Source organism: Luteibacter sp. 329MFSha (genome assembly GCF_900111665.1).
Lineage (GTDB): Bacteria > Pseudomonadota > Gammaproteobacteria > Xanthomonadales > Rhodanobacteraceae > Luteibacter.
The window spans coordinates 468586-492866 of the sequence record NZ_FOJE01000002.1 but is presented as its reverse complement, the minus strand read 5'-3'; the positions used below and the strand labels follow the sequence as shown (position 1 = coordinate 492866).

Here is a 24281-nt window from a genome sequence, read left to right as displayed (position 1 = left end):
TACCCCGCCATTCGCTGCGGTCCGCGAGCGGCTCATGCGTAGCCCCGCTCGATCAACCATTCGCCTACGCGACGGGCACCCTCGTCGAAGCCAACCATAGCCCTGACGCCGAGCGCATCCGCGAGCGGCTCCGCATCCGCCACTGCCCACCGGACGTCGCCATCACGGAACTTGCCGCAGATCACCGGTTCCGGCGCGCCGTGAAGCCCGGCTACCACGCGGGCCGCATCCATGATCGTGGTGGACACGCCGTGGCCGACGTCGAGCGTGCGACGGCTGGCCGGCGGCTCGGCGATCCCGGCGGCAAGCGCACTGACCACGTCGTCGATATAGACGAAATCGCGCCCGATGTTTCCATCCTCATACACTTCCAGTTGCTGGCCCTTGCGGGCAAGGCGATGGAAGAGCGTGATGATGCCGGTATAGGCGTTGAACGGCGATTGGCCGGGGCCGTAAACGTTCTGCAAGCGGAACACGGAGAGCGGTACGCGCATCGCGCCGCACCACGCCGCCAGAATATGCTCCTGCGCAAGCTTGGTGGCGCCGTAGACGCTCGTCGGCTGCGGGAACACGGATGCCGCCTTATGTGGAACAGGCGTGGGATGCCCCGAACCCGACGGGGACGTAGGGTCCCATTGGCCCGCGGCGAGCACGTCATGCGAGCGGGCAGGCGGATAAAAGACGGTTCCGTCGGCATCAGCCCACGCGCCCTCACCGTATACGGCCCGGCTCGAAGCGAGCACGATGTGGCGAGGAACGATACCCCGTTGCGACAACGCGTCGAGCATCGCGGTGGTGCCGACGACGTTGACGTCCGCGTGGCGCGACGCCTCCGTCAGCGACTGTCCCGTGCCGGTTTCGGCAGCGAGATGCACGATGACCTCCGGCTCGAACCGGGCCAGAACCTCCGCCCAGGTCTGCGGTTTTGTCACATCCCCGACATGCAGCTCGACGAAGTCCGGCAATGCTTCGGGTCGCTCTCCGTTCGGATGGATCTGCGGATGCAGGTTGTCGACGGCGACGATGGGCAGGCCTTCGGCGCCCAGACGCGCGGCCAGTGCGCTTCCGATGAACCCGGCTCCGCCAGTAATGACGATGGCTTTTTGCATCAAGCTCTCCACAAATCAAAGAGGTCGTTTTAGCGAGCTCAGAAGAATATTGGCCTGCCCCAGTGGGCCGGCGGAACGACAGAACGCGATGATTTCCTGATCCGTCGCCTCGATGAAGCCTTCCTGCCGGATCAGGTAAAGGGCATAGCCCTTCGCGCGAATCGCAGCGAGCATCGTTACCGGCTCAACCTTGTCCGCGGCAAGCATGTCGGGCGAGAACTCCATCACCACGCGCAGGTGCGGCGACTTCGCGATCAATCGGGTCATTCCTCCCAGGACCGCGAACTCCGCGCCTTGAACATCGATCTTGACGACATCGGGAACGACGCCATCTAGGACTTCATCGAGTGTGGCGGCGGCGGCGACGACCGACGCACGCTGCCGGTCGGCGGCGTGCAGCCCCTTCGTATCCCCCAGATTGTTGTCTGACGTAACCAGCGCGACCGTGCCGCGTCGATCGGAGATCGCGCACGGGTAGGTACGGATTCGCTCGCCGTAGGGCCAGCAATTCAGTCGCAGCACTCCGTAGGTCATCGGATGCGGTTCGAACGCATGGATCGAGGCATCCGCGAAGGCGTTTGCCATGAACGCGCTGAAGTAGCCAACGTTCGCTCCCACATCGACGAACGTGCCACCGCGCGCGGGGAATATCTGGCGAAGCACGCGTCCGATTTCGGGCTCCCATGTCCCTGCACTCCGGATATGGTCGCGCATGACCTGATCGGCTACGGGGAACCATAGGGCGCCGGCGTCGGTCGCTACGGATTCGAGCTCGATCCCCTGAATTCCGTTTGGGATGACATATGGTGAAGGAAGCGAATTCACGAAAGCGCCCAGGTCAGCTCGTTTTTCAGATCGGCAACGTCCTCGACGCCCACGGACAGACGGATAAGCGAATCCGAAATGCCGAGCCTTTTGCGGTTCGCTGCCGGAATTGATGCGTGAGTCATGATCGCGGGATGCTCGATCAGGCTCTCGACGCCGCCCAGTGATTCGGCGAGCGCGAACAGTTTGCAACGCTCCAGTACCCTGCGCGCCTTGCGCAGGCCACCCTTGACCTCGATGGAGATGATTCCCCCGAACCCATCCATCTGCCGACGCGCCAGGGCATGCTGGTCGTGGCTCTTCAGGCCTGGGTAGATGACCCGCTGCACGTGCTCGTGGCGCTCGAGCCAGCGCGCCAGATCGAGCGCACTTTCGCAATGCTGGCGCATACGCAGGTGCAGCGTCTTCAGACCGCGCATGGCGAGGAAAGCGTCGAACGGCCCGGCCACCGCGCCGATGGAGTTCTGCAGGAACGCCATTTGTTCGGCCAGTTCGGTATGGGCGGCCACGACCATGCCGCCGACCATGTCCGAATGGCCGTTGAGGTACTTGGTCGCCGAATGCAGTACGAGATCGGCACCGAACTCGATCGGGCGCTGCACCATGGGAGAGCAGAAGGTATTGTCGACGACGAAGATCAGGCCGTGCTTTTTCGCGAAGGCGCCGATCTTCGCGAGGTCGACGAGCTTCAGCATCGGATTGGTCGGAGTCTCGGCCCAGATCATCCGGGTTTCCGGACGCAGGGCGGCCTTGAGGGCACCGGAATCGTTCAGGTCGACGAAGCTGAAATCCAGCCCGGCGGTGCGCTTGCGCACCTTGTCGAACAGGCGGAACGTTCCGCCGTAGAGATCGTCCATCGCGATGACATGGCTACCCGAATCAAGCAGCTCGAGCACGGTCGACGAGCCCGCCATACCCGACGCGAAAGCGAACCCCGCCACGCCGCCCTCCAGATCGGCCACGCATCGCTCGTAGGCGCCGCGCGTGGGATTCTGGGTTCGCGAATACTCATAGCCCAGGTGCTGCCCCGGGCTGCTCTGGACGTAGGTGGAGGTCGCGTAGATCGGGGTCATGATCGCACCGGTCGACGGGTCCGGAGACTGTCCTGCGTGAATGGCCCTGGTGCCGAGACCAAGCGGAGCGGCTGATTTGACCACGGGGAATCCTTGAGAAAGGAGGCGCGTGCGCCCCAAAGAACCAAGTATCTTAAACCACGCCGCTTCCAAGAATTAAATTTTGGTTAAGTGCGGTTCGGGAGCCCGGTCCCTCATTCAGCATGGATGTGGCCGCCCCCGGCGATGACATGCCAAAATGCGGAACTTTGCAGAATAAGGACGGCGGCATGAAGACATTGTTGGTCACAGGCGGCGCGGGATTCATTGGGGCCAACTTCGTGCTGCAGGCCGTTCAGGACGGCCTGCGCGTCGTGAACCTCGATGCGCTCACGTACGCTGGAAACCTCGATACGCTGAAGGCGCTCGAGGGCAACGACCGGCATGTCTTCGTCGAGGGCGACATTGGTGATCGCGCGCTCGTCGCCAGCCTGCTGGCAGAGCACGGCGTCGATGCTGTCGTCAACTTCGCCGCGGAATCGCACGTCGATCGATCCATCGACGGCCCGGCCGCGTTCATCGAGACGAACGTCGTCGGAACACTCGGCCTGCTCGAGTCGACGCGCGATTACTGGCGCGCACTCGACGATGCTCGCCGCGAGCGCTTCCGCTTCCTGCATGTTTCGACGGACGAAGTGTATGGATCGCTCGGGGACGAGGGCTACTTCACGGAAAGTAGCCAATACGCGCCGAACTCCCCCTACTCCGCGTCCAAGGCGGCATCCGACCATCTGGTCCGCGCGTTTCATCACACGTACGGCCTGCCCGTCCTCACCACGAACTGTTCAAATAATTACGGGCCTTATCAGTTCCCGGAAAAGCTCATCCCGCTAGTGATCCATAAGGCGCTGGCCGGAGAAGCGCTGCCGGTCTATGGCGATGGCCAGAACGTGCGCGACTGGCTTTTCGTGGGTGACCATTGCACGGCGATCCGTCGTGTACTCGATGCGGGCCGTGTCGGCGAAACCTACAACGTGGGTGGAAATGCCGAGCAGAAGAACCTCGACGTGGTCCGCATCATCTGCGCACTGCTCGATGAGAGGCGCCCGCTCGCGGATGGCCGCTGCCGCGAGGAACTGATCACGTTCGTCCGGGATCGTCCCGGCCATGACCGACGGTACGCGATCGATGCCAGTAAATTGAAGGACGAGCTGGGCTGGACGCCATCGCAGACCTTCGAGAGCGGCATCAAGGCAACCGTCGACTGGTATCTGAATAACCCGGAGTGGGTGCATCGCGTACTCGATGGCAGCTACCGTCTCGAGCGGCTCGGCGCATGACGACCAAGGGCATCATCCTCGCGGGCGGATCGGGCACGCGCCTCTATCCGATCACCAAGGCGGTCAGCAAGCAGCTGCTGCCGGTGTACGACAAGCCGATGATCTACTACCCGCTCGCCACGCTTATGCTGGCAGGCATCCGGGACATCCTGGTGATCAACACGCCGCACGAGCAGGAGCTTTTTCAGCGCCTGCTCGGTGACGGCAGCCAGTGGGGTATCAACATCACGTATGCCGTGCAGCCCTCGCCGGATGGGCTCGCCCAGGCCTTCATCATCGGCAAGGAATTCATCGGCAACGATCCCAGCTGCCTCGTGCTGGGCGACAACATCTTCTACGGCGTCGGCCTGACGGAGCGCATGAAGCGCGCGGCGGCTCGTGAGAATGGCGCAACCGTGTTCGGCTATTTCGTCAAGGATCCGGAGCGCTACGGCGTGGCGGAATTCGACGCGACTGGCAAGGTCATCGGTCTCGAGGAGAAGCCTGCGCGGCCGAAGTCGAACTACGCCGTCACCGGCCTGTATTTCTACGACAACCGCGCGGTCGATTTCGCCTCGGCGCTCAAGCCCTCGCCTCGTGGCGAGCTCGAGATCACCGACCTCAATCGCTGCTACCTCGACGATCATAGCCTGCACCTCGAACAGCTCGGTCGCGGCTATGCATGGCTCGATACGGGCACGCACGAGTCGCTGATGGAAGCGGGCGAATACATCCAGACCATCGAGAACCGCCAGGGCCTCAAGGTCTGCTGTCCCGAGGAAATCGCCTACGTCAACAAGTGGATCGACGCGGAGCAGCTCCTGCGCCTCGCCGAGCCGCTGTCCAAGACCGGATACGGTCAGTACCTCAAGCACCTGATCAAGCAAGGCTACGTCGGATGAAGTTCATCGAGACCTCCCTGCCCGGTTGCGTCGTCATCGAACCACAGGTGTTCGGCGACTCCCGCGGCTTTTTCTACGAGAGCTATAACGAGGCGAAGTACCGGGAAGCGGGCATCGACCGCCGCTTTGTCCAGTCCAATGTCTCTCGCTCGGCACGCGGTGTCCTTCGCGGGCTCCATTATCAATGGCCGCACCCGCAGGGCAAGCTCGTCAGCGTCCTCGATGGCGAAGTCTTCGATGTCGCCGTCGACATCCGTCAAGGCTCGCCGACGTTCGGCCAGTGGACCGGCGTTATGCTCACGGCGGAAAGCCATCGGCACTTCTGGATTCCGGAGGGCTTCGCGCATGGGTTCTGCGTCGTTTCCGAGCACGCGACGTTCTCGTACCAATGCACCGATCTCTATGACCCGAAAGCCGACGGCGCGGTTCGCTGGGACGATCCAACGATCGGCATCGACTGGCCGGTGACCGGGCCGCTTCTTTCCGAAAAGGATGCCAGGGCGCCGCTCCTTGCGGATGTTGTGGACGGACGCCTTCCGGAGTATCGCGGTTGAAGATTCTGCTGTTGGGTGCCAATGGCCAGCTTGGCCGCACGTTCCTGCGTGAGGACGGCCTGTCGTCGCGAGGCACGGTCGTCGCGGCAAGTCGCGACGGTGTTCTGACCGAGGGGGGCGACGGGGGCATTGCCGACCTTGGCGCTCCTCAGACGGTGCTCGATCTGCTCGAACGCGAGCGACCCGACGTCATCATCAACGCCGCCGCATATACGGCTGTGGATCGCGCAGAACAGGACGAAGCTGCCGCCACGATCGTCAATGGCGATACCGTGGGCCATCTGGGCACGTGGGCCGCGGCACACCGGTCATTGGTCGTACATTATTCGACCGACTACGTGTTCGCTGGCGACGCGTCGACGCCCTACGCCGACCAAAGCACCACGTCGCCCGCGGGCGCCTACGGGCGGAGCAAGCTCGCCGGCGAACTCGCCCTGCGCGCAAGCGGCGCCGCCCATTTCATCTTTCGGACCGCCTGGGTGTATTCGCCGGTCGGCAACAATTTCCTTCGCACGATGCTGCGCCTCGGCGCCGAGCGCGACGAACTCCGGGTGGTGGCAGACCAGCGCGGCACGCCGACGGACACGACGCTCATCGTCGACGGCACGCTTGCTGCCCTCGATCGCTGGATGGCGTCGGACTCGCGCCACGAGCTCGAAGGCACGTATCACCTCACCGCTAGCGGCGAGACCACGTGGCATGGGTTCGCGACAGCGATCTTCGCAGGCGCCGTTAAGCGCGGCATACTCGCCAGAGCGCCCGCACTGGAGGCGATCTCTACGGCCGAGTTCCCGACGCCTGCGCGACGACCGGCGTATTCCGTGCTCGACAACCGTCGATTCATCGAGGTTTTCGGACTGGACCTTCCTCACTGGCAAGCCGGCGTCGACCGAACGCTCGACGCACTCATCACCCCCCCGGACTGACCGACATGCTTATCCCCGTCATTCTCAGCGGCGGCAGCGGCACGCGCCTGTGGCCGATCTCCCGCCGCAACCTCCCGAAGCAGTTCCTTTCCCTGGCCGGTACGGAGACTCTTTTCCAGCAAACGGTGGTCCGTGCGGCAAAGCTGCCCGACACCGACGCTCCGGTCGTCGTTGCAAGCGATGACCACCGCTTTCTGGCGGCGGAGCAGCTGCAAGAGCTTCAGATCAAGGGTGCGAACATCCTGCTAGAGCCGGTCGCACGCAATACGGCACCCGCTATCGCCGTCGGGGCTCTGCAGGCGATCGTCCGCGATCCCGAGGCACTGATCCTTGTACTACCTGCCGACCATCTCATCGGCGACGAAGCATCGTTCGCCGATGCGGTCGCGAAAGCTCGCCCATTGGCACTCGACGGCTGGCTCGTCACGTTCGGTATCCGACCCGATCACGCGGAGACCGGCTTCGGCTACATCCACCGCGGCAAGGCGATAGACGACGCTACCTTCGAGGTCGACCAGTTCGTCGAGAAGCCGCGACTCGATGTCGCCGAGCGCTATCTGGCGAGCGGCGAATACGACTGGAATTCGGGCATGTTCCTGTTCCGCGCGAATCGCTACCTAGAGGAGCTGCGGCTCCACGCGCCCGCCATGCTCGAGGCGGCCCGGGCGTCGTTCGAGAAAGCGAACGCGGATCTAGATTTCACCCGGCTCGACGCCACGGCCTTCGCCGCGGCTCCCGCCGACTCGATCGACTACGCCGTGATGGAAAAAACATCGCGTGCGGCGGTGGTGCCTGTCGGTTGCGACTGGAGCGATATCGGCTCGTGGGATGCGCTGTGGTCCGCTGCCGATAAGGATGCCAACGGCAATCGTCTCGAAGGCGATGTCATCGCGCTCGACACGAAAGGCACACTGGTGCGATCACACGATCGCCACCTCGTGGCCACGATCGGCCTCGAGGACGTAGTGGTCGTGACCACCCCGGATGCCACGTTGGTCGCGCGTCGCGACGCATCGCAGGACGTGAAGCGGATCGTCGATGAACTCAAGACGGCTGGGCGCACGGAACACGACCTGCACCGCGTTGTCCGGCGCCCCTGGGGCAGCTACGACTCCCTCGAACAGGGCGACCGCTTCCAGGTCAAGCGCATCGTCGTAAAGCCGGGCGCGGCTCTGAGCCTGCAGATGCATCACCACCGCGCAGAACACTGGATCGTGGTCAAGGGCGTCGCGGAAGTGACTTGCGACGACAAGGTGTTTCTTCTGGCCGAAAACCAAAGCACCTACCTCCCGCTGGGTTCGCGCCACCGGTTGCGCAACCCAGGCAAAGTGCCGGTCGAGCTGATCGAAGTGCAGTCCGGCAGCTATCTTGGCGAAGACGATATTGTGCGGTTCGACGACGTTTACGGCAGGGCCTGAGCAGCGAGCCATAGGTACCACGAATTGCTGGGGAATCCGGCAACGTTGCAACGGACGTCATAGGGGCCGCCCGGAATGCTGCAAACTCTGAGAAACCACCGCCGGCTGGTTGTCGCCATGCTGGCGCTCCAGGCGGTCGTGATCTACGTCCGCGTCCACAAGTCGTCGCTTTTTTCGGACGATTTCCTGAACTTCGCCATCTTCGACGAGAGCGGGCTGACAATCAGCTACCTGCTGCGCGACGTCTTTGGGCAGGTAGCCCCTGGCTACCGATTGGTACAGGGCATCGTTTTCCGCCTCTTCGGACCAAGCTTCATCGCAACCGCCACCATCATCGCGGCCTTGTCGATGACGTGCAGCGCTCTCCTTGCAGGTATCGCCAGGCGGCTCGGTGCGAGCAATCCCGCCATCGCCGCGGGATTGCTCATCTTCATCGGGCTTCCGCAATTCACGCAGACGCAACAATGGTGGGCGGCAGCCGTACACACCATCTTTTCGTTGACCGCCATCCTGGCAGCGAGCTACTGCCTGGCAGGCTCGCATCGCCACCGGATCGCGCTCGGCACATTTTGGTTCGGTATTGCGCTCGGCTTCACCGCGAAGGTCGTCTGCAGCCCCGTCATTCTCGCTGCGATTGCTTTCTACCGGGAGTGGCGCGTCGTTCGGGAGTTCGTTCCCGCTCTGCGCGAGGCATTACGAGCCATCGTTCCTGTCGCCGCACTTACGGCGCTCTACATGGTGGGCCTGGCGGTATTTGGACCGCAGCTGGGCAACGCTCACCCGAGCGCGTCACTGCTTGCGACCTACGTCTGGACCAATCTTGTCAAAGCGACAATCGGAGCCAGCTTCGGCTTGGATGCGTGGGGATTCGATTTACCTGGATGGGTATCCGCTCTGGGGATGATCCTGTTCGCAGGCTGGTCCATTCAAAAGGATCGTGGGCTGGCATTGCTTTGGGGCGCAACACTGATTTACGTGCTTGCATCGGCCGCCATCATCGGCTGGAACCGCGCAGGTACGTTCCCCGACGCAGGCGCTACGCTGAGATATGGTGTCGAAGGGGCGACGTTCCTCGTCCTCGGCCTCATGCTCGGCATTTCATCGCTTCAACTGGGACGCGCGGCGATTTTCGTCACGCTCCTCATCGCCACCCTCGTCCTGATCAACACCCAGGCTCATCTGCGGAATCGAGTACTGATCGCCTACCCTATCGACGAGACCCGTAGTTATATCCGGCATCTAAAGGCATCGCTCCGGCAGCTAAAGGGCCGGCGAGACGTCGTGATTCTGCAAGGAACCGTTCCCGAGTCGATCATGCCCGCGTGGATGGCGCCATTCGGGGACGTGTCACGGCTACTCCACTTGTACAGTCCGCTGCCCGTAGCCGACCGGGCGAAAGCGACGCATGAGCTGATGCGGGACGGCTCCATCCGGCCGATCACCGCGGGGCAAGCGCCACTCTGAGGGGCGCTTGTCCCAGAGCGCTGCACGACGATCAGGTCGTGCAGCTACCAAGACACGATCAACGCCGGATAAGCTCCGAGAGCTGCGCAGTCCTGGATTCAAGGAGCGCGGCGTCGCCTCGCGTCTCGACATTCAGTCGAAGCAACGGCTCCGTGTTGGACGAACGCAGATTGAATCGCCACATCCCGAAATCCGCGCTTACACCGTCGACGAAATCGAGTCGCGGCGATGCCTCCGCATAGTATTCGAGCACGCGCGTCGTAACACGCTTCGGGTCATCGACCACGAAGTTGATCTCGCCGCTGCAAGGATAGGCAGCCATGCGCTCGTGCAGCATGCTGGCGAGGCTCTTGCCCGTGCTGGATAGGCGCTGCGCCACGAGGAGCCAAGGTATCATCCCGGAATCGCAGTAGGCGAACTCACGGAAGTAGTGGTGAGCGCTCATCTCACCACCGTAGATGGCGTCCTCGGCACGCATGCGCTCCTTGATGAAGGCGTGCCCGGTCTTACTCTCGATCGGCACACCGCCGGCGGCCGTCACCATGTCGACGGTATTCCAGGTCAGACGCGGATCGTGAATGATCTTCGCCCCCGGGTGCGTTTCCAGCAATTGCGCTGCCAGCAGCCCGACGATGTAGTACCCCTCAATGAACTCACCATCCGCATCGAACAGGAAGCACCGGTCGAAGTCGCCATCCCATGCGATGCCGAAATCCGCGCCATGCCGAACGACCGCTTCCGCCGTCGCCACCCGGTTCCCGGGGAGCAGCGGATTCGGAATACCGTTCGGGAACGTGCCGTCGGGCTCATGGTTGATGCGCACGAAGTCGACCGGCAGATGCGCGGCGAGCAGATCGACGATCGCGCCCGCGCCTCCATTGCCTGCATTCACCACGATCTTCATCGGACGCATCACGCTGATATCGATGTAGGTCAGCAGATGTGCGATGTACGCTGCCTTGTCGTGGTCGCGAGTGACGGAGCCTCGCACCGCTGCGACATCGCCGAACGCATTTTCCTCGACGAGTCGCTCGATATCACGAAGACCCGTATCGCCGCTGATCGGGCGCGCGCCTTCCCTGACAAGCTTCATGCCGTTGTAATCGATAGGATTATGACTTGCAGTGACCATCACACCGCCAGCCACCGAGCGATGAAAGGTCTGGAAATACACTTCCTCCGTTCCGCAGAGCCCGATATCGATCGCATCCCTACCCTCATCGTTCAGGCCCCGGATCACCGCTTCCGAGAAAGCCGGACTGTCCCGACGAATGTCGTGACCCACGACGATGGCGCCAGGTTCCACGGTGCGAGCGAGCGCTCGCCCCAGACGGTAGGCGACGTCTTCGTTAAGTTCGTCGGGAACGCGCCCGCGAATATCGTATGCCTTGAAACATTTCATTGAGCTCAACCCCAGGTTCACCGATCGTCCGACCGCGAAGCGTACATCCACTCGAGCGTCTTCCGCAGTGGAATGATATCGAGTGGACCAATCAGGCTACGCAGTCGGGAGTTATCGCCAGTCAGCTTCGCAACCTCGTTGCCACGCACGAATGCCGGGTTGACGCGCACATCAATCTTGTACCCAGCGATATCTTCCATCATGGCGACGATCTCGAGTAGAGACACCGATTCTCCGGAGCAGACATTGACGACGCTCCCCGCAGAGTCGGCATCGAGAAGGCTTGCGTAACTCTGAGCGACGAATCGCACGTCCTGAAAATCACGCGAGACCTTCAGGTTACCGAGCTCGATAATCCTATCGCCCCGACGGAAGTGAGAGACTATCTTCGGGATGAGGAAGTGCTCTGCCTGTCCGATGCCCGTGTAATTGAACGGACGAACCAATGTCAGCGGCAGCTTCTCGGCCCATAGATTCGCCATGTACTCCATTGCGAGCTTACTGACTGCGTAGTCGTTGGCAGGGGAAGGCGGCACCGACTCATGGAGAAACTCGACAGCGTTGTTTCCGTAAACGTTCGCGCTGCTCGCAAGCAGGATCGCATCCGGCACTCGCGGTAGCGTGGACAAAGCCTCGAGGAGATTCCTCGTTCCGACCACGTTGGTGCGATACATGGCATCCGCGTCGCCGTGTGCGACGAAGGGAATCGCGGCGAGGTGAATGACTGCATCGGGCGCTGCGGCAGCCACGGACGATGCCACGGCCGCCCGATCGCGAAGATCGACCGACCTCGCGCCGGGATCGCCGGGTCGCTCCGTGAGGGCGAGTGCGAGATCACCCTGAGCAGCAAGCGCATCCGCGACGTAACGACCGGTGAAGCCGGATGCACCGGTAACCAGAACACGGCGAGGAGCCGAATCAGAACGAAGCATTAGTGTCCACTCGACGCAGATCCGCCTCCACCATGAGGCGGCACATTTCCTCGAGGGTCATCCGGGGCGTCCAGCCGAGCAAGGATTCGGCCTTTGAAGCATCACCGATCAGTAGCTCGACCTCAGCAGGGCGGTAGTATCTCGGATTAATACGCACCAGCGTCTTCCCCGTCTCCTGACAGATGCCCGTTTCGTCGGCCGCGCTGCCACGCCATTCGAGCCCGATGCCCACCGCGGCGAAAGCGAGCGATGCGAAATCTCGTACCCTTTCGGTGCGGTTCGTCGCTAGCACGAAGGTGTCGGGCTCGTCGGCTTGCAGCATTCGCCACATGCCCTCGACGTACTCGCCAGCAAAACCCCAGTCGCGAAGGGCATCCAGATTCCCCAACTCGAGAGTATCGAGCTTGCCAAGCTTGATGCGCGCTGCGGCGTCCGTGATTTTCCGTGTCACGAACTCGCGGCCGCGCAGCGGCGACTCATGATTGAACAGGATACCGCTCGACCCGAATATGCCGTAGGACTCACGATAATTGACGGTCATCCAATGCGCGTAAAGCTTCGCCACACCGTATGGGCTTCGCGGATAGAACGGCGTGTCCTCGTGCTGCGGCACGCTCTGAACCTTGCCGAACATTTCAGACGTCGAGGCTTGATAGAAACGGATACGCGGATTCACGATCCGGATTGCCTCCAGCAGGTGAAGCGCGCCGAGGCCAGTAATAGCGGCGGTGGTTGCGGGCTGATCGAACGAAACACCTACAAAGCTTTGCGCCGCGAGGTTATAGACCTCATCGACCTCCGTCTGCTGGAGGATACGAATGGCCGAGCCGGCATCCGTTAGGTCAAACTCGAGAAGTTCCAGGTTCGGATGATCGCGTACTCCGAGCTCCTCGAGGCGCCAGAAATTCACTGAACTGGTACGTCGGTACGTACCGTAAACGCGGTATCCCTTCGCAAGAAGCAACTCCGTCAGGTATGCACCGTCCTGGCCCGAAACGCCTGTGATCAAAGCTTTTTTCATTCTGTCCTATTCCACCGTTACTGATTTTGCGAGGTTGCGCGGCTGATCCACATCCGTCCCGCGCAACACCGCCACGTGGTACGCAAGGAGCTGCATCGGCACGGTGAACACGGCCGGCGCGATGAGGTCGCCGCCGCCGTCCACCAGCACCGTGGCCAGGGTGCCTGTATCGGCGTCCATGTCCACACGCTCGTCGGCGAACACGATCAGCTCGCCGCCGCGCGCGCGCACTTCCTGCAGGTTCGATTTCAGCTTGTCGAGCAGCGGGCCGTTCGGGGCCACCGCGACGATGGGCATGTTCTCGTCCACCAGCGCCAGCGGGCCGTGCTTCAGCTCGCCTGCCGGATAGGCCTCGGCGTGGATGTACGAGATTTCCTTGAGCTTCAGCGAGCCTTCCAGCGCCACGGGGAACTGGGCGCCGCGGCCGAGGAACAGCGCGTGCTGCTTGGTGATGAAGTGATCGGCGATCTTGAGGATCTCCGGCTCGCTCTTCAGCGCGTTCTCGATGTAGCGCGGCAGCGACTGGAGCTCCTTGCAGTGTTCGAGGTAACGCGCCTCGTCGAGGCCGCGGCGGCGGCCGAGGTCGAGGGCCAGCAGTGCGAACGCGGCCAGCTGGGTCGTGAACGCCTTCGTCGACGCCACGCCGATTTCCGGGCCGGCGCGCGTCATGAGGCGCAGGTCGGATTCGCGCACCACCGAGGATTCGGGCACGTTGCAGATGGCGAACGTCGCGAGGTAGCCGCGCCGACGCGATTCACGCATGGCGGCGAGCGTGTCGGCCGTTTCGCCCGACTGGGACACGGCGACGAACAGCGTGTCTTCCGGCACCACGACGTCGCGGTAGCGGTACTCGCTGGCGACTTCCACCACCACCGGGATGCGCGCGAGCTGCTCGATCCAGTACTTGGCGACCATGCCCGCGTGATAGCTGGTGCCGCAGGCGACGATGTGAATGCCGCGGGTCTTGTCGAGGATCGGGTCGGCGTCGATGCCGAAAATGTTCGGCAACACGCCGTGCGGGCCGATGCGGCCTTCGAGCGTATCGGCCACGGCGCGCGGCTGCTCGAAGATTTCCTTCTGCATGTAGTGGCGGTATTCGCCACGCTCGACCGAGTCCGCGCTGATCTCGCTCTCGTGGGCGGTGCGGTCCACCGGCTGGCCATCGAGGCCGTACACGGAAACGCTGTCGCGGGTGATCTCGACGACGTCGTCTTCCTCCAGGTACATCATCCGGTTCGTCACCTTGATGAGCGCCTGCGCATCGGAGCCGAGGAAATGCTCGCCGATGCCGATGCCCACCAGCAGCGGACAGCCGCGGCGCGCGCCGACGATCCGCTCGGGCTCGTCGAGGCTCATCACGGCGATGGCGTACGCACCCTCCAGTTCGCGCACCGCGGCGGTCACCGCTTCACGCAGGCCCTTGCCGGACTGCACATGCTCGTCGATGACGGCGCCCATCACTTCGGTGTCCGTCTCGGAATGGAACTCGCGTCCCTTGGCCCGGAGCGATTCGCGCAACGAGGCGTAGTTCTCGATGATGCCGTTGTGCACGATGGCGATGCGGCCCTGCACGTGCGGGTGCGCGTTCTTCTCGCTGGGCACGCCGTGCGTCGCCCAGCGCGTGTGCGCGATGCCCGTGCCGCCCGGTACCGGATCGGCATCGTAGAGCGCTTCCATCTCGCGGACCTTGCCCTTCGCGCGGACGCGGCGGATTTCTCCGGCGTCGGCGATGGCCATGCCCGCGGAGTCGTAACCGCGGTATTCGAGGGCTTTCAGGCCCGCGATGAGGATGGGAGCGATGTCACGCTGCGCGACCGCGGCGACGATTCCACACATGGTGCTTCCCCTGTTCCTTAGTTGACTTTGCGACGCAGGTAATTGAGCAGGTCGATGCGCGTGATGAGGCCAAGGAACTGCTCGCCGTCGACCACGATGGCGACGTGGCCCTTCTCGAAGACGGACATCAGCGACTCGATCGAGGACGTCACCTGGATCATTTCCGGCGAGGCGATCATCGCCGTCGACACCGGGTCGCGGAATTTGGTTTCATCGGCGTGCACGTGCAGCAGCACGTCGGATTCGTCGAGGATGCCGACGATGCGGTCGCCCTCCATCACCGGCAGCTGCGACACGTCGTACAGCTTCATGCGGTTGTACGCGGTGACGAGGAGATCGTCCGGCTTGACCACGACCGTGTCGCGCTTCGCGTACGGGCGCAGGATCAGGTCGCGCAGATCGCCGTACTGCTCGCGTTCGATGAAGCCGTTGTCGAGCATCCAGTAGTCGTTGTACATCTTCGACAGGTACTTGTTGCCGGTGTCGCACACCAGCGTCACGACGCGCTTGGGCGTCGTTTGCTCGCGGCAGTACTTCAGCGCGGCGGCCAGCAGCGTGCCGGTCGACGAGCCACCCAGCACACCCTCCTTCGCCAGCAGCTCGCGCGCGGCCAGGAAGCTTTCCTTGTCGCTGATGGCGAAGGCTTTCTTGACCATCGAGAAATCGCTGATCGACGGGAGGAAGTCCTCACCGATGCCTTCCACCATCCAGCTGCCCGACTTTTCCGAGAGCGTGCCCTCGTTGATGTACTGCGCGAGGATCGAACCGACCGGATCGGCCAGCACGATCTCCGTGTTGGGCGAATGCTCGCGCAGATAGGCCGTGAGGCCGCTCATCGTGCCCGACGAGCCGCAACCGACGACGATGGCGTCGACCTTGCCGTCCAACTGCTCGAGGATCTCCGGGCCCGTGGTCTGCACGTGCGCGGCGGGATTGTCCGGGTTGCCGAACTGGTTGATGAAGTACGCCCCGGGCGTTTCGCGCGCGATGCGCTCGGCCATGTCCTGGTAGTACTCGGGATGGCCCTTGGCGACATCGGAACGCGTGAGCACCACCTCGGCGCCCATCGCCTTGAGGTTGAAGATCTTCTCGCGGCTCATCTTGTCGGGCACGACGAGCACGAGGCGATAGCCTTTCTGCTGGGCGACCAGCGCCAGGCCGAGGCCCGTGTTGCCGGCGGTGCCCTCGACGAGGGTGTCGCCCGGCTTGATCTTCCCGGCGCGCTCGGCGCCTTCGATCATCGACATGCCGATGCGGTCCTTCACGGAACCGCCCGGGTTGGCGCTCTCGAGCTTGAGGAACAGTTCGCAACGACCCGTATCCAGGTGCTGGGCACGCACCATCGGGGTGCGACCGATCAGGTCGAGGACGCTGTCATGAACACTCATTGGAACTCCGTGATTGATCCGGCGCGGCCCCTTCGACCGCCACCTGTTGGGCCGACATGATAATGGCTGCGGCGCTGAACCGATGCCCGGCTGATCGGCCGAGCCGAAAGGGCGTATGGTCGACCAAAAAAAACGGGCACGTTCCCGTGCCCGTTTTCCTTGCCGCCAAACCCTCAGGCGAGTTCAGTGCGGGGATTTCTGCCAGGTGTCCCACATTCGTTGGAGCCTCTCCTTCGCCTGCAGCTTTTCTCTCTTGAGGCCGGCCAGACTCGCATCGTCGATGGGCAGACAGCCGATGTTGGCGTCGTGCAGCTTGGTATCGAGTTCCTGGTGGCGGTAGAAGAGGCGACGCGTTTCCGCGTTGGCGTGGATGAACTTCTCGACGTCGTCGCGCTGCTGGTTTTCGAACATAGCAAAACTCCTCGCGGTGGGGCCGCCCCGGCTGCGGGACGGTCGTGAGGGGAGCCATGCGGGCACTTCCTTCGCATCGGAAGAAGCGGGTCTGGCGATGCGATGTGCCTGGGTGAACGTACGCATGCTCCGGCAGGGCCGCCACGTGGTTTTTCCGTGACGGGCTACCGAAGCTACTCCGGCTGCCGGAGGCGTGCAAGGGCGATTTTTCTGAAATGCCGCACGAAAAAATGGTTGCTGACGCAACGACTTGCGTGGCAGGTTCCGGGCCTGGCTCGTAGGAGCGCACCTGGGCGCGATGGGGCCCTACCTCAAGCCCCAATCGCGCCCAGGTGCGCTCCTACGGCGGTTTTTCGGCTCAGTTGCCGCCGGACTTCTTCGACTTCTTCGGGGTGGCCGTGGCCGGGCTGCTGGCCGGCGCGCCGCCGTCGGAGGAGTTCAGGTCGCGCATGGCGCGCGCGGCGGCTTCGGCCAGGGCGGCCTGCTTCTTGGCCGCGTTGGCGACCTTGGCCTGAGCCGCGGCGACCTGGCGAGCCTTGTCACCCTCTGCCTTGGCCTGCTCCAGCGCCTGGGAATACTCCACGCCCTGCTGCTGCAGCCGCGCGGCCTCTTCCTGGATCATCTGGTTCTGCATGCGCTGCTGTTCCAGCTGGCGGCGGGCCATCTCGGCGTCGAGGCGGCTGGATTCCAGCAGGATGGCGTCGTGCTCGCGGTCGAGCTGGGCGCTCTTGGCCTGGGCGTCCTGGAACTGCGCGACGGCCTTGGCGGTGTCCACGCGGCGCTCGGCGATGTACAGGTAATGGCCGTGCAGCTTGTCCTTGGGCTTGAACTGGCCCAGCTGGTTGATGGCTTCGCGGGCCCGGGCCTGCTCCCCCTGGGCGTAACCGCCCAGCGTCGGATCGGACGAGAGCTGGTCGAGGCTGGAATTCAGCCGGCGGACGTCGAGGTCGTCGGTGGCCGCCAGCGCGCCGCCCGCGGAAACGGCAAGAACGAGCGCGGAGAAGAGGATGGTGTGGCGCTTCATCACTGGCCTCCGTCCTTAAGGGGTTCGGTCTGGCCGCCGACCGGCGGCGGGGTGGTGTCCGTGGCTTCCGGCAGGACCGTCTCGGTCTCCTGCACGTTGTTCGGGATGGGCACCGTGTCGTTCGCGTGGTTGTCGATCATCTCGACGCGCATCCGCGAGTTTTCCTGGCTCTTGGCCGAATTCTGGGCGCGGGCGGCGCCCAGACGGGCCTTGGCGCGCGCCAGTTCGCTGTCGGCACGCGATTCGTCGGCCAGCAGGGCCGCGTCGTCGTACTTGCGGCTGGCCATGGCCGCCTGGGCCTGGCGGAACTTGGACTGCGCGTAGTCGAGGTCGACCGGCGCATAATCGGCGGCACCGGCATCGCGCGCCGCCTGCAACTGGGCGAGCGCCTGGTTCATGGCGCCGTCGGGCGGGGGCGCGCTGGCACAGCCAGCGAGGGTGGCGATAGCCATGGCCAGGGCGGCCAGGCCGATGAGCCGGCGGCCCCGGTACAGGGCTTTCGACGGCAAGATGTGCACCATCACTCGTTCCTCTTACAGATTTGCGAGATATTGTCGATATACAGGTCAGTGAGACCGTCTACTCGATTGTAATGCGAACGCCCGGGGGTTTAGGTGGATATCGGTTATTTCCTGAAGCTGATGGTGGACAAGGGCGCGTCGGACATGTTCCTGACGACCGGCGCCCCCGTGAACATCAAGGTGGAGGGCAAGCTCTACCCGCTTGGTAACACCGGCCTGCCGAGCGGCATGGTCAAGAAGATCGCCTATTCGCTGATGGACGAGGGCCAGGTGCCCCAGTTCGAGCGCGACCTCGAGCTCAACATGGCCCTGGCCGTGAAGGAAGCCGGCCGGTTCCGCATCAACGTCTTCAAGCAGCGCGGCGAGATCGGCATGGTGATCCGCGCCATCAAGAGCGAGATCCCCTCCCTGGAGGAACTCCGCCTGCCGACCATCTTCCGCGAACTGGTCATGGAACCGCGCGGCCTCATCCTCGTCGTGGGTGCGACGGGTTCGGGCAAGTCCACCACCCTCGCGGCGATGCTCGATCACCGCAACACGAACAGCTCGGGCCACATCCTCACCATCGAGGATCCGATCGAGTACCTGCACCGGCACAAGCGATCCATCGTGAACCAGCGCGAGGTCGGCCTCGACACGCACAGCTACCACGAGGCCCTGAAGAACGCGATGCGCGAGGCGCCGGACGTCATCATGATCGGCGAGATCCGCGACACCGACACGATGGAGGCCGCCATTTCCTTCTCGGAAACCGGTCACCTGTGCCTGGCGACGCTGCACTCGAACAACGCGGACCAGACGCTCGAACGCATCCTCAACTTCTTCCCGGAGTCGGCGCACAAGAACGTGCTGATGAACCTCGCGCTGAACCTGCGCGCGGTGATCAGCCAGCGCCTTGTCATCGGCAAGGACGGCCGCCGCATGCCGGCCACCGAGGTCCTGCTGAACACTCCGCTGATCCGCGACATGATCCGCCGCGGGCAGATCCACGAGGTCAAGGAAGCCATGGACCGCAGCCTGCAGGAAGGCATGCAGACCTTCGATCAGTCGCTCTACCGCCTGTACAAGGATGGCCTGATCTCGCTCGACGAGTGCCTGAACAAGGCGGATTCGCGCGATGGCCTGGCGCTGAAGATCCGCCTGTCGGAAGGCGCGACGGGCAACGAGTTCGCTTCGAGCGATCCCTACGGTATCGGGGTCTGAGATCGCCGATACGATCGGCTCCCACACCTGTCGTGGGAGCCGATCGCATCGGCGATCCCGCGGCAGCGGGCCCAGGACAGGGGACGCCTAGACCACAGGTGCGTCGGGCTGCGCCTCGGGCGCGGCCTTCCGGAACGCCTCCAGCGCCTGGCACGCCTCGGCCACCCGCCGGATCGTCGGATAAGGGGCCAGGTCCAGCCCCCAGCGCACCGCGTTGTAGAACTGGGGCACGAGGCACGCGTCGGCCAGCGTCGGGGTGTCGCCGTAGCAGAAACGCCCCGCGACGCCCTTCTCGGCCAGCAGCTTCTCGATGCCGTCGAAGCCGTGGCCGATCCAGCGCCTCGACCAATCTTCCTTGCCCGCCTGGTCGACGCCGAAACCGGCCTCGATGGCCTTGAGCACCCGCAGGTTTCCCAGCGGATGGATGTCGGTGGCCACGGCCAGCATCAGCTCGCGCACCTTCGCCCTTCCCCGCGCATCCGTGGGCAGCAGGGCCGGTGCCGGCCGGGTCTCCTCCAGGTATTCCAGGATGGCCACGGACTGCCTCACCACGTGGCCGTCGTCCACGAGCGTGGGCAGTTGGGCCTGCGGGGAGACGTCGCGATACGCCGTCTTCAGGTGCTCCCCGCCGTCGGCGATCAACGAGACCGGGCGCGCCTCATAGGCCAGGCCCTTGAGGTTCAGGGCGATGCGGATGCGATAGGCGGCGCTGGAGCGCCAGTAGGTGTACAGGATCAGCGACATGGGGCTTCCTTCGGCCGAGCCGGGATTCTAGCGGGGCGCCTTCCGGAAGCCTTGCCGCGCTGCCGCGCGGATCGCCGATGCGATCGGCTCCTACCGGTTCGATGCCGGATTTGCGCCGACGCGGTCCACCCAAGGACAATCGGCGTTTCTCCTACACAGAAGCCGGAGTCCAACGTGTCCGTCATCCGCATGCAAGACCTCGACCTGCGCGGCAAGCGCGTGCTGATCCGCGAGGACCTCAACGTCCCCGTGGAGAACGGGAAGATCACCTCCACGCAGCGCCTCGACGCCTCGCTGCCCACGATCGTCGCCGCCCGCGACGCCGGCGCGAAGGTCATGGTCATCTCGCATCTGGGTCGGCCGAAGGAAGGCGAGTTCGACGAGGCCTCGTCGCTGAAGCCCGTGGCGGAATGGCTGGGCGACAAGCTCGGCAAGGACGTCCGCCTGGTGCGCGACTACCTCGACGGCGTCGACGTCGCCGACGGCGAAGTGGTCGTGCTCGAGAACTGCCGCATGAACGTCGGCGAAGGCAAGGACGACGAAGCCCTGTCGAAGAAGTACGCCGCGCTCTGCGACGTGTTCGTCATGGACGCCTTCGGCACCGCCCACCGCGCCCAGGCCTCCACGCACGGCGTGATCCGCTTCGCGCCCGTGGCGGCGGCCGGTCCCCTCCTGGCGAAGGAGCTCGACGCGCTCGGCAAGGCGCTCGAGAACCCGGAGAAGCCCCTGCTCGCCATCGTCGCGGGTTCGAAGGTCTCCACCAAGCTCGAGCTGCTGCAGAACCTCGTCGGCCGCGTCGACCAGCTGATCGTCGGCGGCGGCATCGCCAACACGTTCATCCTCGCGGCGGGACACAAGGTGGGCAAGTCGCTCGTCGAGGCCGATCTGCTCGACACCGCGAAGAAGATCATGGCGGACGCGAAGGCGCGTGGTGCCGACGTGCCGGTGCCGACCGACGTCGTCGTCGCCACCGAGTTCGCGGCCACCGCGAAGGCGACGGTCAAGGCCGTCGATCAGGTGGGCGACGACGAGATGATCCTCGACATCGGCCCGGACACCGCGAAGCGCTATGCCGATCTCATCGCGAAGGCCGGCACCGTCGTGTGGAACGGTCCCGTCGGCGTCTTCGAGTTCGACGCCTTCGGCAAGGGCACCGAAACGCTCGCGCGCGCCATCGCGGCGTCGAAGGCCTTCTCGATCGCCGGCGGCGGCGACACGCTCGCGGCCGTCGACAAGTACGGCATCGAGGACGGCGTCTCCTACATCTCCACGGGCGGCGGCGCGTTCCTCGAGTTTCTCGAAGGCAAGGAACTGCCCGCCGTCGCCGCGCTGAAGGCGCGGGCGGAAAAGCGCTGATGCTCGTCCTCTTCGACCTCGACGGCACGCTGATCGACTCGGCGCTCGGCATCTTCGCCGGCGTCCGCCATTCCCTGGCGGCCGTCGGCGCCGAAGCGCCGGACGACGCGGCGCTGCGCTCGTGGATCGGGCCGCCGCTGCGGGTGAGCTACCGGGACATCCTCGGCGACGACAGCGAGCGCATCGAAGCCGCCGTCGCCGCGTATTCCGAGCGCTTCCGCGCGGTGGGCTGGTCCGAGCACACGGTGTACGACGGCATCGCCGACATGATCGCCAGCCTCGTCGACGGCGGACACCGCCTCGCCGTCGTGACCAGCAAGACCCGCTCGCACGCGGAGCCGATCATCGACCACCTGCCCTTCGGCAAGGCGTTCGAACGCGTCTACGCGCCCGGGCCGGAGACCGCGCACAGCGAGAAGGCCACGATGATTGCCGCCGCGCTCGCCGACTTCGGCGCCTCGCCCGACGACACCCTGATGATCGGCGACCGCCTCTACGACATCGAAGGCGCGGTCGCCAATGGCGTGCGCGGCGTCGGCGTCCTCTGGGGCTTCGGCGACCGCGAGGAACTGGAAACCGCGGGCGCATGGAAGGTGGTGGAAGCCCCGGCCGAGATCGCCCTGCTCGCGGATTCCTTCGTCGCAGGCTGACGAACCGCTCCTACCCTTGGGTGGGAGCGCGTTCACGCGCGAACGGGCGCGCATGACCTGCAGCGGCGGAAAATTCACGGCTACTACGGACCGGCGTATCGCGGGCCGATCCCCTATCGGCGGGCGATCACCGAAACCCGATAAAAAAAGCCCCGGGCTCGCGCCCGGGGCTTTTCGTTTTCAGCGGAACGGATTTACTTGATGACGCTCTTCACCGCGTCGATCACCGCCGTGGTGGTGATGTTGAAGTGGGCGTAGAGCTTGTCGATCGGGGCGGAGGCGCCGAACGTCGTCATGCCGATGGCCTTGCCGTCGAGGCCGATGTACTTGGCCCAGAAATCGACGCTGGCGGCTTCCACCGCCACGCGGGCGCGGCACCACGACGGCAGGACGCCTTCGCGGTATTCGACCGGCTGCGCGTCGAACTCTTCCGTGCAGGGCATGGACACGACGCGGACGGGGACGCCCTGGTCGCCGAGCGCCTGCGCGGCTTCGACGGCGAGACCGACTTCGGAGCCCGTGGCGATGATGATCGCCTTGAACTTCTCCGACGGCTCCCACAGCACGTAGCCACCCTTCTCGATGTTCGCCACCTGCTCTTCCGTGCGCGGATTGTGCTTGAGGTTCTGGCGCGAGAAGATCAGGCACGACGGGTTGCCCGCGCGCTGGATCGCCTTCTTCCAGGACACCGCCGACTCCACGGCATCGGCCGGGCGCCACACGCGGTTGTTCGGGATGAGGCGCAGCGAACCCAGGTGCTCCACCGGCTGATGCGTCGGGCCGTCTTCGCCGAGACCGATCGAATCGTGCGTGTACACGTGGATGGTGTGCGCGGGAATCAGCGCGGACATGCGCACGCCATTACGGGCGTAATCCGAGAACACCAGGAACGTCGCGTCGTACGGGATGAAGCCGCCGTGCAGCGCGATGCCGTTGGAGATCGCGGTCATGCCGAACTCGCGCACGCCGTAATGGATGTAGTTGCCTTCGGCGCCGCCGGTGGCGACGTTCTTCGAACCCTTCCAGATGGTGAGGTTCGACGGAGCGAGGTCGGCCGAGCCGCCGATCAGTTCCGGCAGGAGCGGACCGAACGCGTCGAGCGACATCTGCGACGCCTTGCGCGAGGCCACGACCGGACCTTCGGCCTGCAGCTTGGCGATATACGCGTTCGCCTTTTCGGCGAAGTCGGCGGGCAGGTCGCCGGCGAGGCGGCGCTTCAGTTCGGCCGCGAGTTCCGGGAACGCCTTCGCGTAGGCGTCGAACTTCGCGTTCCATTCCTGCTCGGCCTTGCCGCCGGCGTCCTTGGCGTTCCACGACGAGTAGAGCTCCTCGGGGATCACGAACGGGGGGTAGTTCCAGCCGAGGCGCTCACGCGCGGCCTGCACTTCGGCCGGGCCGAGCGCCGCACCGTGGGACTCCTCCTTGCCTTCCTTGTTCGGCGCGCCGAAACCGATGATGGTCTTGCAGATCACCAGCGAGGGCTTCTCGCTCTGCGACGTGGCGCGGCCGATGGCTTCCTTGATGGCATCGGCGTCGTGGCCGTCGACAGGCTTGCCGTCCTTGCCCACCACGACGTTCCAGCCGTAGGCCTCGAAACGTTCCGCGGTGTTGTCGGTGAACCAGTCGTGGACTTCGCCGTCGATCGAGATGCCGTTGTCGTCGTAGATGGCGACGAGCTTGCCGAGCTTGAGCGTGCCGGCGAGCGAGGAGACCTCGTGCGAGATGCCTTCCATGAGGCAACCGTCGCCGACGAACACGTAGGTGTGGTGATCGACGATCTCATGGCCCGGGCGGTTGAAGCGCGCGGCCAGCACCTTCTCGGCCAGCGCGAAGCCGACGGCGTTGGCGAGACCCTGGCCCAGCGGGCCCGTGGTCGTCTCGACGCCCGGCGTGTGGTGGTATTCCGGATGGCCCGCGGTGCGGAAACCGAGCTGGCGGAAGTGCTTCAGATCCTCGATGCCGAGGTCGTAGCCGGTGAGGTGCAGCAGCGCGTACTGCAGCATCGAGCCGTGACCGTTGGAAAGGATGAAGCGGTCGCGGTTCGCCCAATGCGGGTTCGTGGGGTTGTGGCGAAGGAAATCGCCCCACACCACCTCGGCGATATCGGCCATGCCCATCGGCATGCCCGGGTGGCCGGACTTGGCAGCTTCGACACCATCCATGGCCAGGGCGCGGATCGCATTGGCGCGTTCGCGGCGTGTCGTCATCGGCGTTCTCCAGATAG

The 24281-nt window shown here is 64.3% G+C and carries 22 protein-coding genes; 9 read left to right on the top strand and 13 right to left on the bottom strand.

The genetic code is table 11. The features are described from left to right. Window positions 1–32 precede the first annotated feature (32 nt). From BMW54_RS13500 to BMW54_RS13490, 3 genes are all read right to left on the bottom strand, one after another. Window positions 33–1109: an NAD-dependent epimerase/dehydratase family protein gene (locus tag BMW54_RS13500; RefSeq protein ID WP_090056840.1), complete on the bottom strand. Its 1077-nt coding sequence runs from the start codon at window positions 1107–1109 to the stop codon at window positions 33–35. Window positions 1110–1124: 15 nt separating this feature from the next. Beyond that, window positions 1125–1823, bottom strand: a complete 699-nt coding sequence (locus BMW54_RS13495; RefSeq protein ID WP_090056838.1) for an FkbM family methyltransferase — start codon at window positions 1821–1823, stop codon at window positions 1125–1127. Window positions 1824–1930: 107 nt separating this feature from the next. After that, window positions 1931–3091, bottom strand: a complete 1161-nt coding sequence (locus tag BMW54_RS13490) for a trans-sulfuration enzyme family protein (RefSeq protein WP_090056836.1) — start codon at window positions 3089–3091, stop codon at window positions 1931–1933. Window positions 3092–3276: 185 nt separating this feature from the next. On the opposite strand from BMW54_RS13490, the gene rfbB reads away from it, so the two are divergent. The 6 genes from rfbB (at window position 3277) to BMW54_RS13460 (ending at window position 9569) form a co-directional block, all read left to right on the top strand. Beyond that, entirely contained in the window at window positions 3277–4326 is a 1050-nt protein-coding gene (rfbB, locus tag BMW54_RS13485) for a dTDP-glucose 4,6-dehydratase (protein ID WP_090056833.1), read from the top strand. Then, window positions 4323–5207 (top strand): glucose-1-phosphate thymidylyltransferase RfbA, encoded by an 885-nt coding sequence (gene rfbA, locus BMW54_RS13480; RefSeq protein ID WP_090056831.1) that lies wholly within the window; start codon window positions 4323–4325, stop codon window positions 5205–5207. Before rfbB ends, rfbA begins: the two co-directional genes overlap by 4 nt. After that, window positions 5204–5761 carry a dTDP-4-dehydrorhamnose 3,5-epimerase gene (gene rfbC, locus BMW54_RS13475; protein ID WP_090056829.1) on the top strand — a complete coding sequence of 186 codons (558 nt, stop codon included), beginning with the start codon at window positions 5204–5206 and terminating at the stop codon, window positions 5759–5761. Before rfbA ends, rfbC begins: the two co-directional genes overlap by 4 nt. Further along, the gene (gene rfbD, locus BMW54_RS13470) at window positions 5758–6687 is read left to right on the top strand and encodes a dTDP-4-dehydrorhamnose reductase (protein WP_090056827.1); all 930 of its coding nucleotides are present in this window, start codon (window positions 5758–5760) and stop codon (window positions 6685–6687) included. Before rfbC ends, rfbD begins: the two co-directional genes overlap by 4 nt. Then, window positions 6684–8105 carry a mannose-1-phosphate guanylyltransferase/mannose-6-phosphate isomerase gene (locus BMW54_RS13465; protein WP_254779365.1) on the top strand — a complete coding sequence of 474 codons (1422 nt, stop codon included), beginning with the start codon at window positions 6684–6686 and terminating at the stop codon, window positions 8103–8105. The genes rfbD and BMW54_RS13465 overlap by 4 nt, the downstream gene beginning before the upstream one ends. Before the next feature lie 75 nt (window positions 8106–8180). After that, the gene (locus tag BMW54_RS13460; protein WP_090056822.1) at window positions 8181–9569 is read left to right on the top strand and encodes a hypothetical protein; all 1389 of its coding nucleotides are present in this window, start codon (window positions 8181–8183) and stop codon (window positions 9567–9569) included. A 58-nt stretch (window positions 9570–9627) separates the two neighbouring features. On the opposite strand, the gene BMW54_RS13455 is transcribed toward BMW54_RS13460, so the two are convergent. The 8 genes from BMW54_RS13455 to BMW54_RS13420 all read right to left on the bottom strand — a co-directional run bounded on the left by BMW54_RS13455 (window position 9628) and on the right by BMW54_RS13420 (window position 18104). Continuing rightward, the gene (locus tag BMW54_RS13455) at window positions 9628–10971 is read right to left on the bottom strand and encodes a phosphohexomutase domain-containing protein (RefSeq protein ID WP_090056820.1); all 1344 of its coding nucleotides are present in this window, start codon (window positions 10969–10971) and stop codon (window positions 9628–9630) included. Between the two features lie 17 nt (window positions 10972–10988). Continuing rightward, the gene (locus BMW54_RS13450; RefSeq protein ID WP_090056818.1) at window positions 10989–11903 is read right to left on the bottom strand and encodes an NAD-dependent epimerase/dehydratase family protein; all 915 of its coding nucleotides are present in this window, start codon (window positions 11901–11903) and stop codon (window positions 10989–10991) included. Further along, window positions 11890–12924 (bottom strand): GDP-mannose 4,6-dehydratase, encoded by a 1035-nt coding sequence (gmd, locus tag BMW54_RS13445; RefSeq protein ID WP_090056816.1) that lies wholly within the window; start codon window positions 12922–12924, stop codon window positions 11890–11892. The genes BMW54_RS13450 and gmd overlap by 14 nt, the downstream gene beginning before the upstream one ends. A gap of 6 nt (window positions 12925–12930) precedes the next feature. Next, window positions 12931–14760, bottom strand: a complete 1830-nt coding sequence (glmS, locus tag BMW54_RS13440) for a glutamine--fructose-6-phosphate transaminase (isomerizing) (RefSeq protein WP_090056814.1) — start codon at window positions 14758–14760, stop codon at window positions 12931–12933. 17 nt (window positions 14761–14777) lie between these two features. Then, complete coding sequence (locus BMW54_RS13435) at window positions 14778–16148, bottom strand: pyridoxal-phosphate dependent enzyme (protein ID WP_090056812.1); 1371 nt, start codon at window positions 16146–16148, stop codon at window positions 14778–14780. Between the two features lie 183 nt (window positions 16149–16331). Further along, complete coding sequence (locus tag BMW54_RS13430) at window positions 16332–16559, bottom strand: YdcH family protein (RefSeq protein ID WP_090056810.1); 228 nt, start codon at window positions 16557–16559, stop codon at window positions 16332–16334. Between the two features lie 358 nt (window positions 16560–16917). Next, window positions 16918–17583, bottom strand: coding sequence for a DUF4398 domain-containing protein (locus tag BMW54_RS13425; protein WP_175472868.1), 666 nt, complete (start codon window positions 17581–17583; stop codon window positions 16918–16920). Next, a complete protein-coding gene (locus BMW54_RS13420) occupies window positions 17583–18104 on the bottom strand; it encodes a DUF4398 domain-containing protein (protein ID WP_090056808.1) in 522 nt (173 codons plus the stop codon). Before BMW54_RS13420 ends, BMW54_RS13425 begins: the two co-directional genes overlap by 1 nt. A gap of 93 nt (window positions 18105–18197) precedes the next feature. On the opposite strand from BMW54_RS13420, the gene BMW54_RS13415 reads away from it, so the two are divergent. After that, a complete protein-coding gene (locus BMW54_RS13415) occupies window positions 18198–19307 on the top strand; it encodes a PilT/PilU family type 4a pilus ATPase (RefSeq protein ID WP_175472867.1) in 1110 nt (369 codons plus the stop codon). Window positions 19308–19394: 87 nt separating this feature from the next. On the opposite strand, the gene maiA is transcribed toward BMW54_RS13415, so the two are convergent. After that, a complete protein-coding gene (gene maiA, locus BMW54_RS13410; protein WP_175472866.1) occupies window positions 19395–20051 on the bottom strand; it encodes a maleylacetoacetate isomerase in 657 nt (218 codons plus the stop codon). Window positions 20052–20225: 174 nt separating this feature from the next. On the opposite strand from maiA, the gene BMW54_RS13405 reads away from it, so the two are divergent. Both BMW54_RS13405 and BMW54_RS13400 read left to right on the top strand, forming a co-directional pair. Continuing rightward, window positions 20226–21407 carry a phosphoglycerate kinase gene (locus tag BMW54_RS13405; protein WP_090056806.1) on the top strand — a complete coding sequence of 394 codons (1182 nt, stop codon included), beginning with the start codon at window positions 20226–20228 and terminating at the stop codon, window positions 21405–21407. Beyond that, window positions 21407–22057, top strand: coding sequence for an HAD hydrolase-like protein (locus BMW54_RS13400; protein ID WP_090056804.1), 651 nt, complete (start codon window positions 21407–21409; stop codon window positions 22055–22057). The genes BMW54_RS13405 and BMW54_RS13400 overlap by 1 nt, the downstream gene beginning before the upstream one ends. Before the next feature lie 194 nt (window positions 22058–22251). On the opposite strand, the gene tkt is transcribed toward BMW54_RS13400, so the two are convergent. Continuing rightward, window positions 22252–24264, bottom strand: coding sequence for a transketolase (tkt, locus tag BMW54_RS13395; protein WP_090056801.1), 2013 nt, complete (start codon window positions 24262–24264; stop codon window positions 22252–22254). Window positions 24265–24281 lie beyond the last annotated feature (17 nt).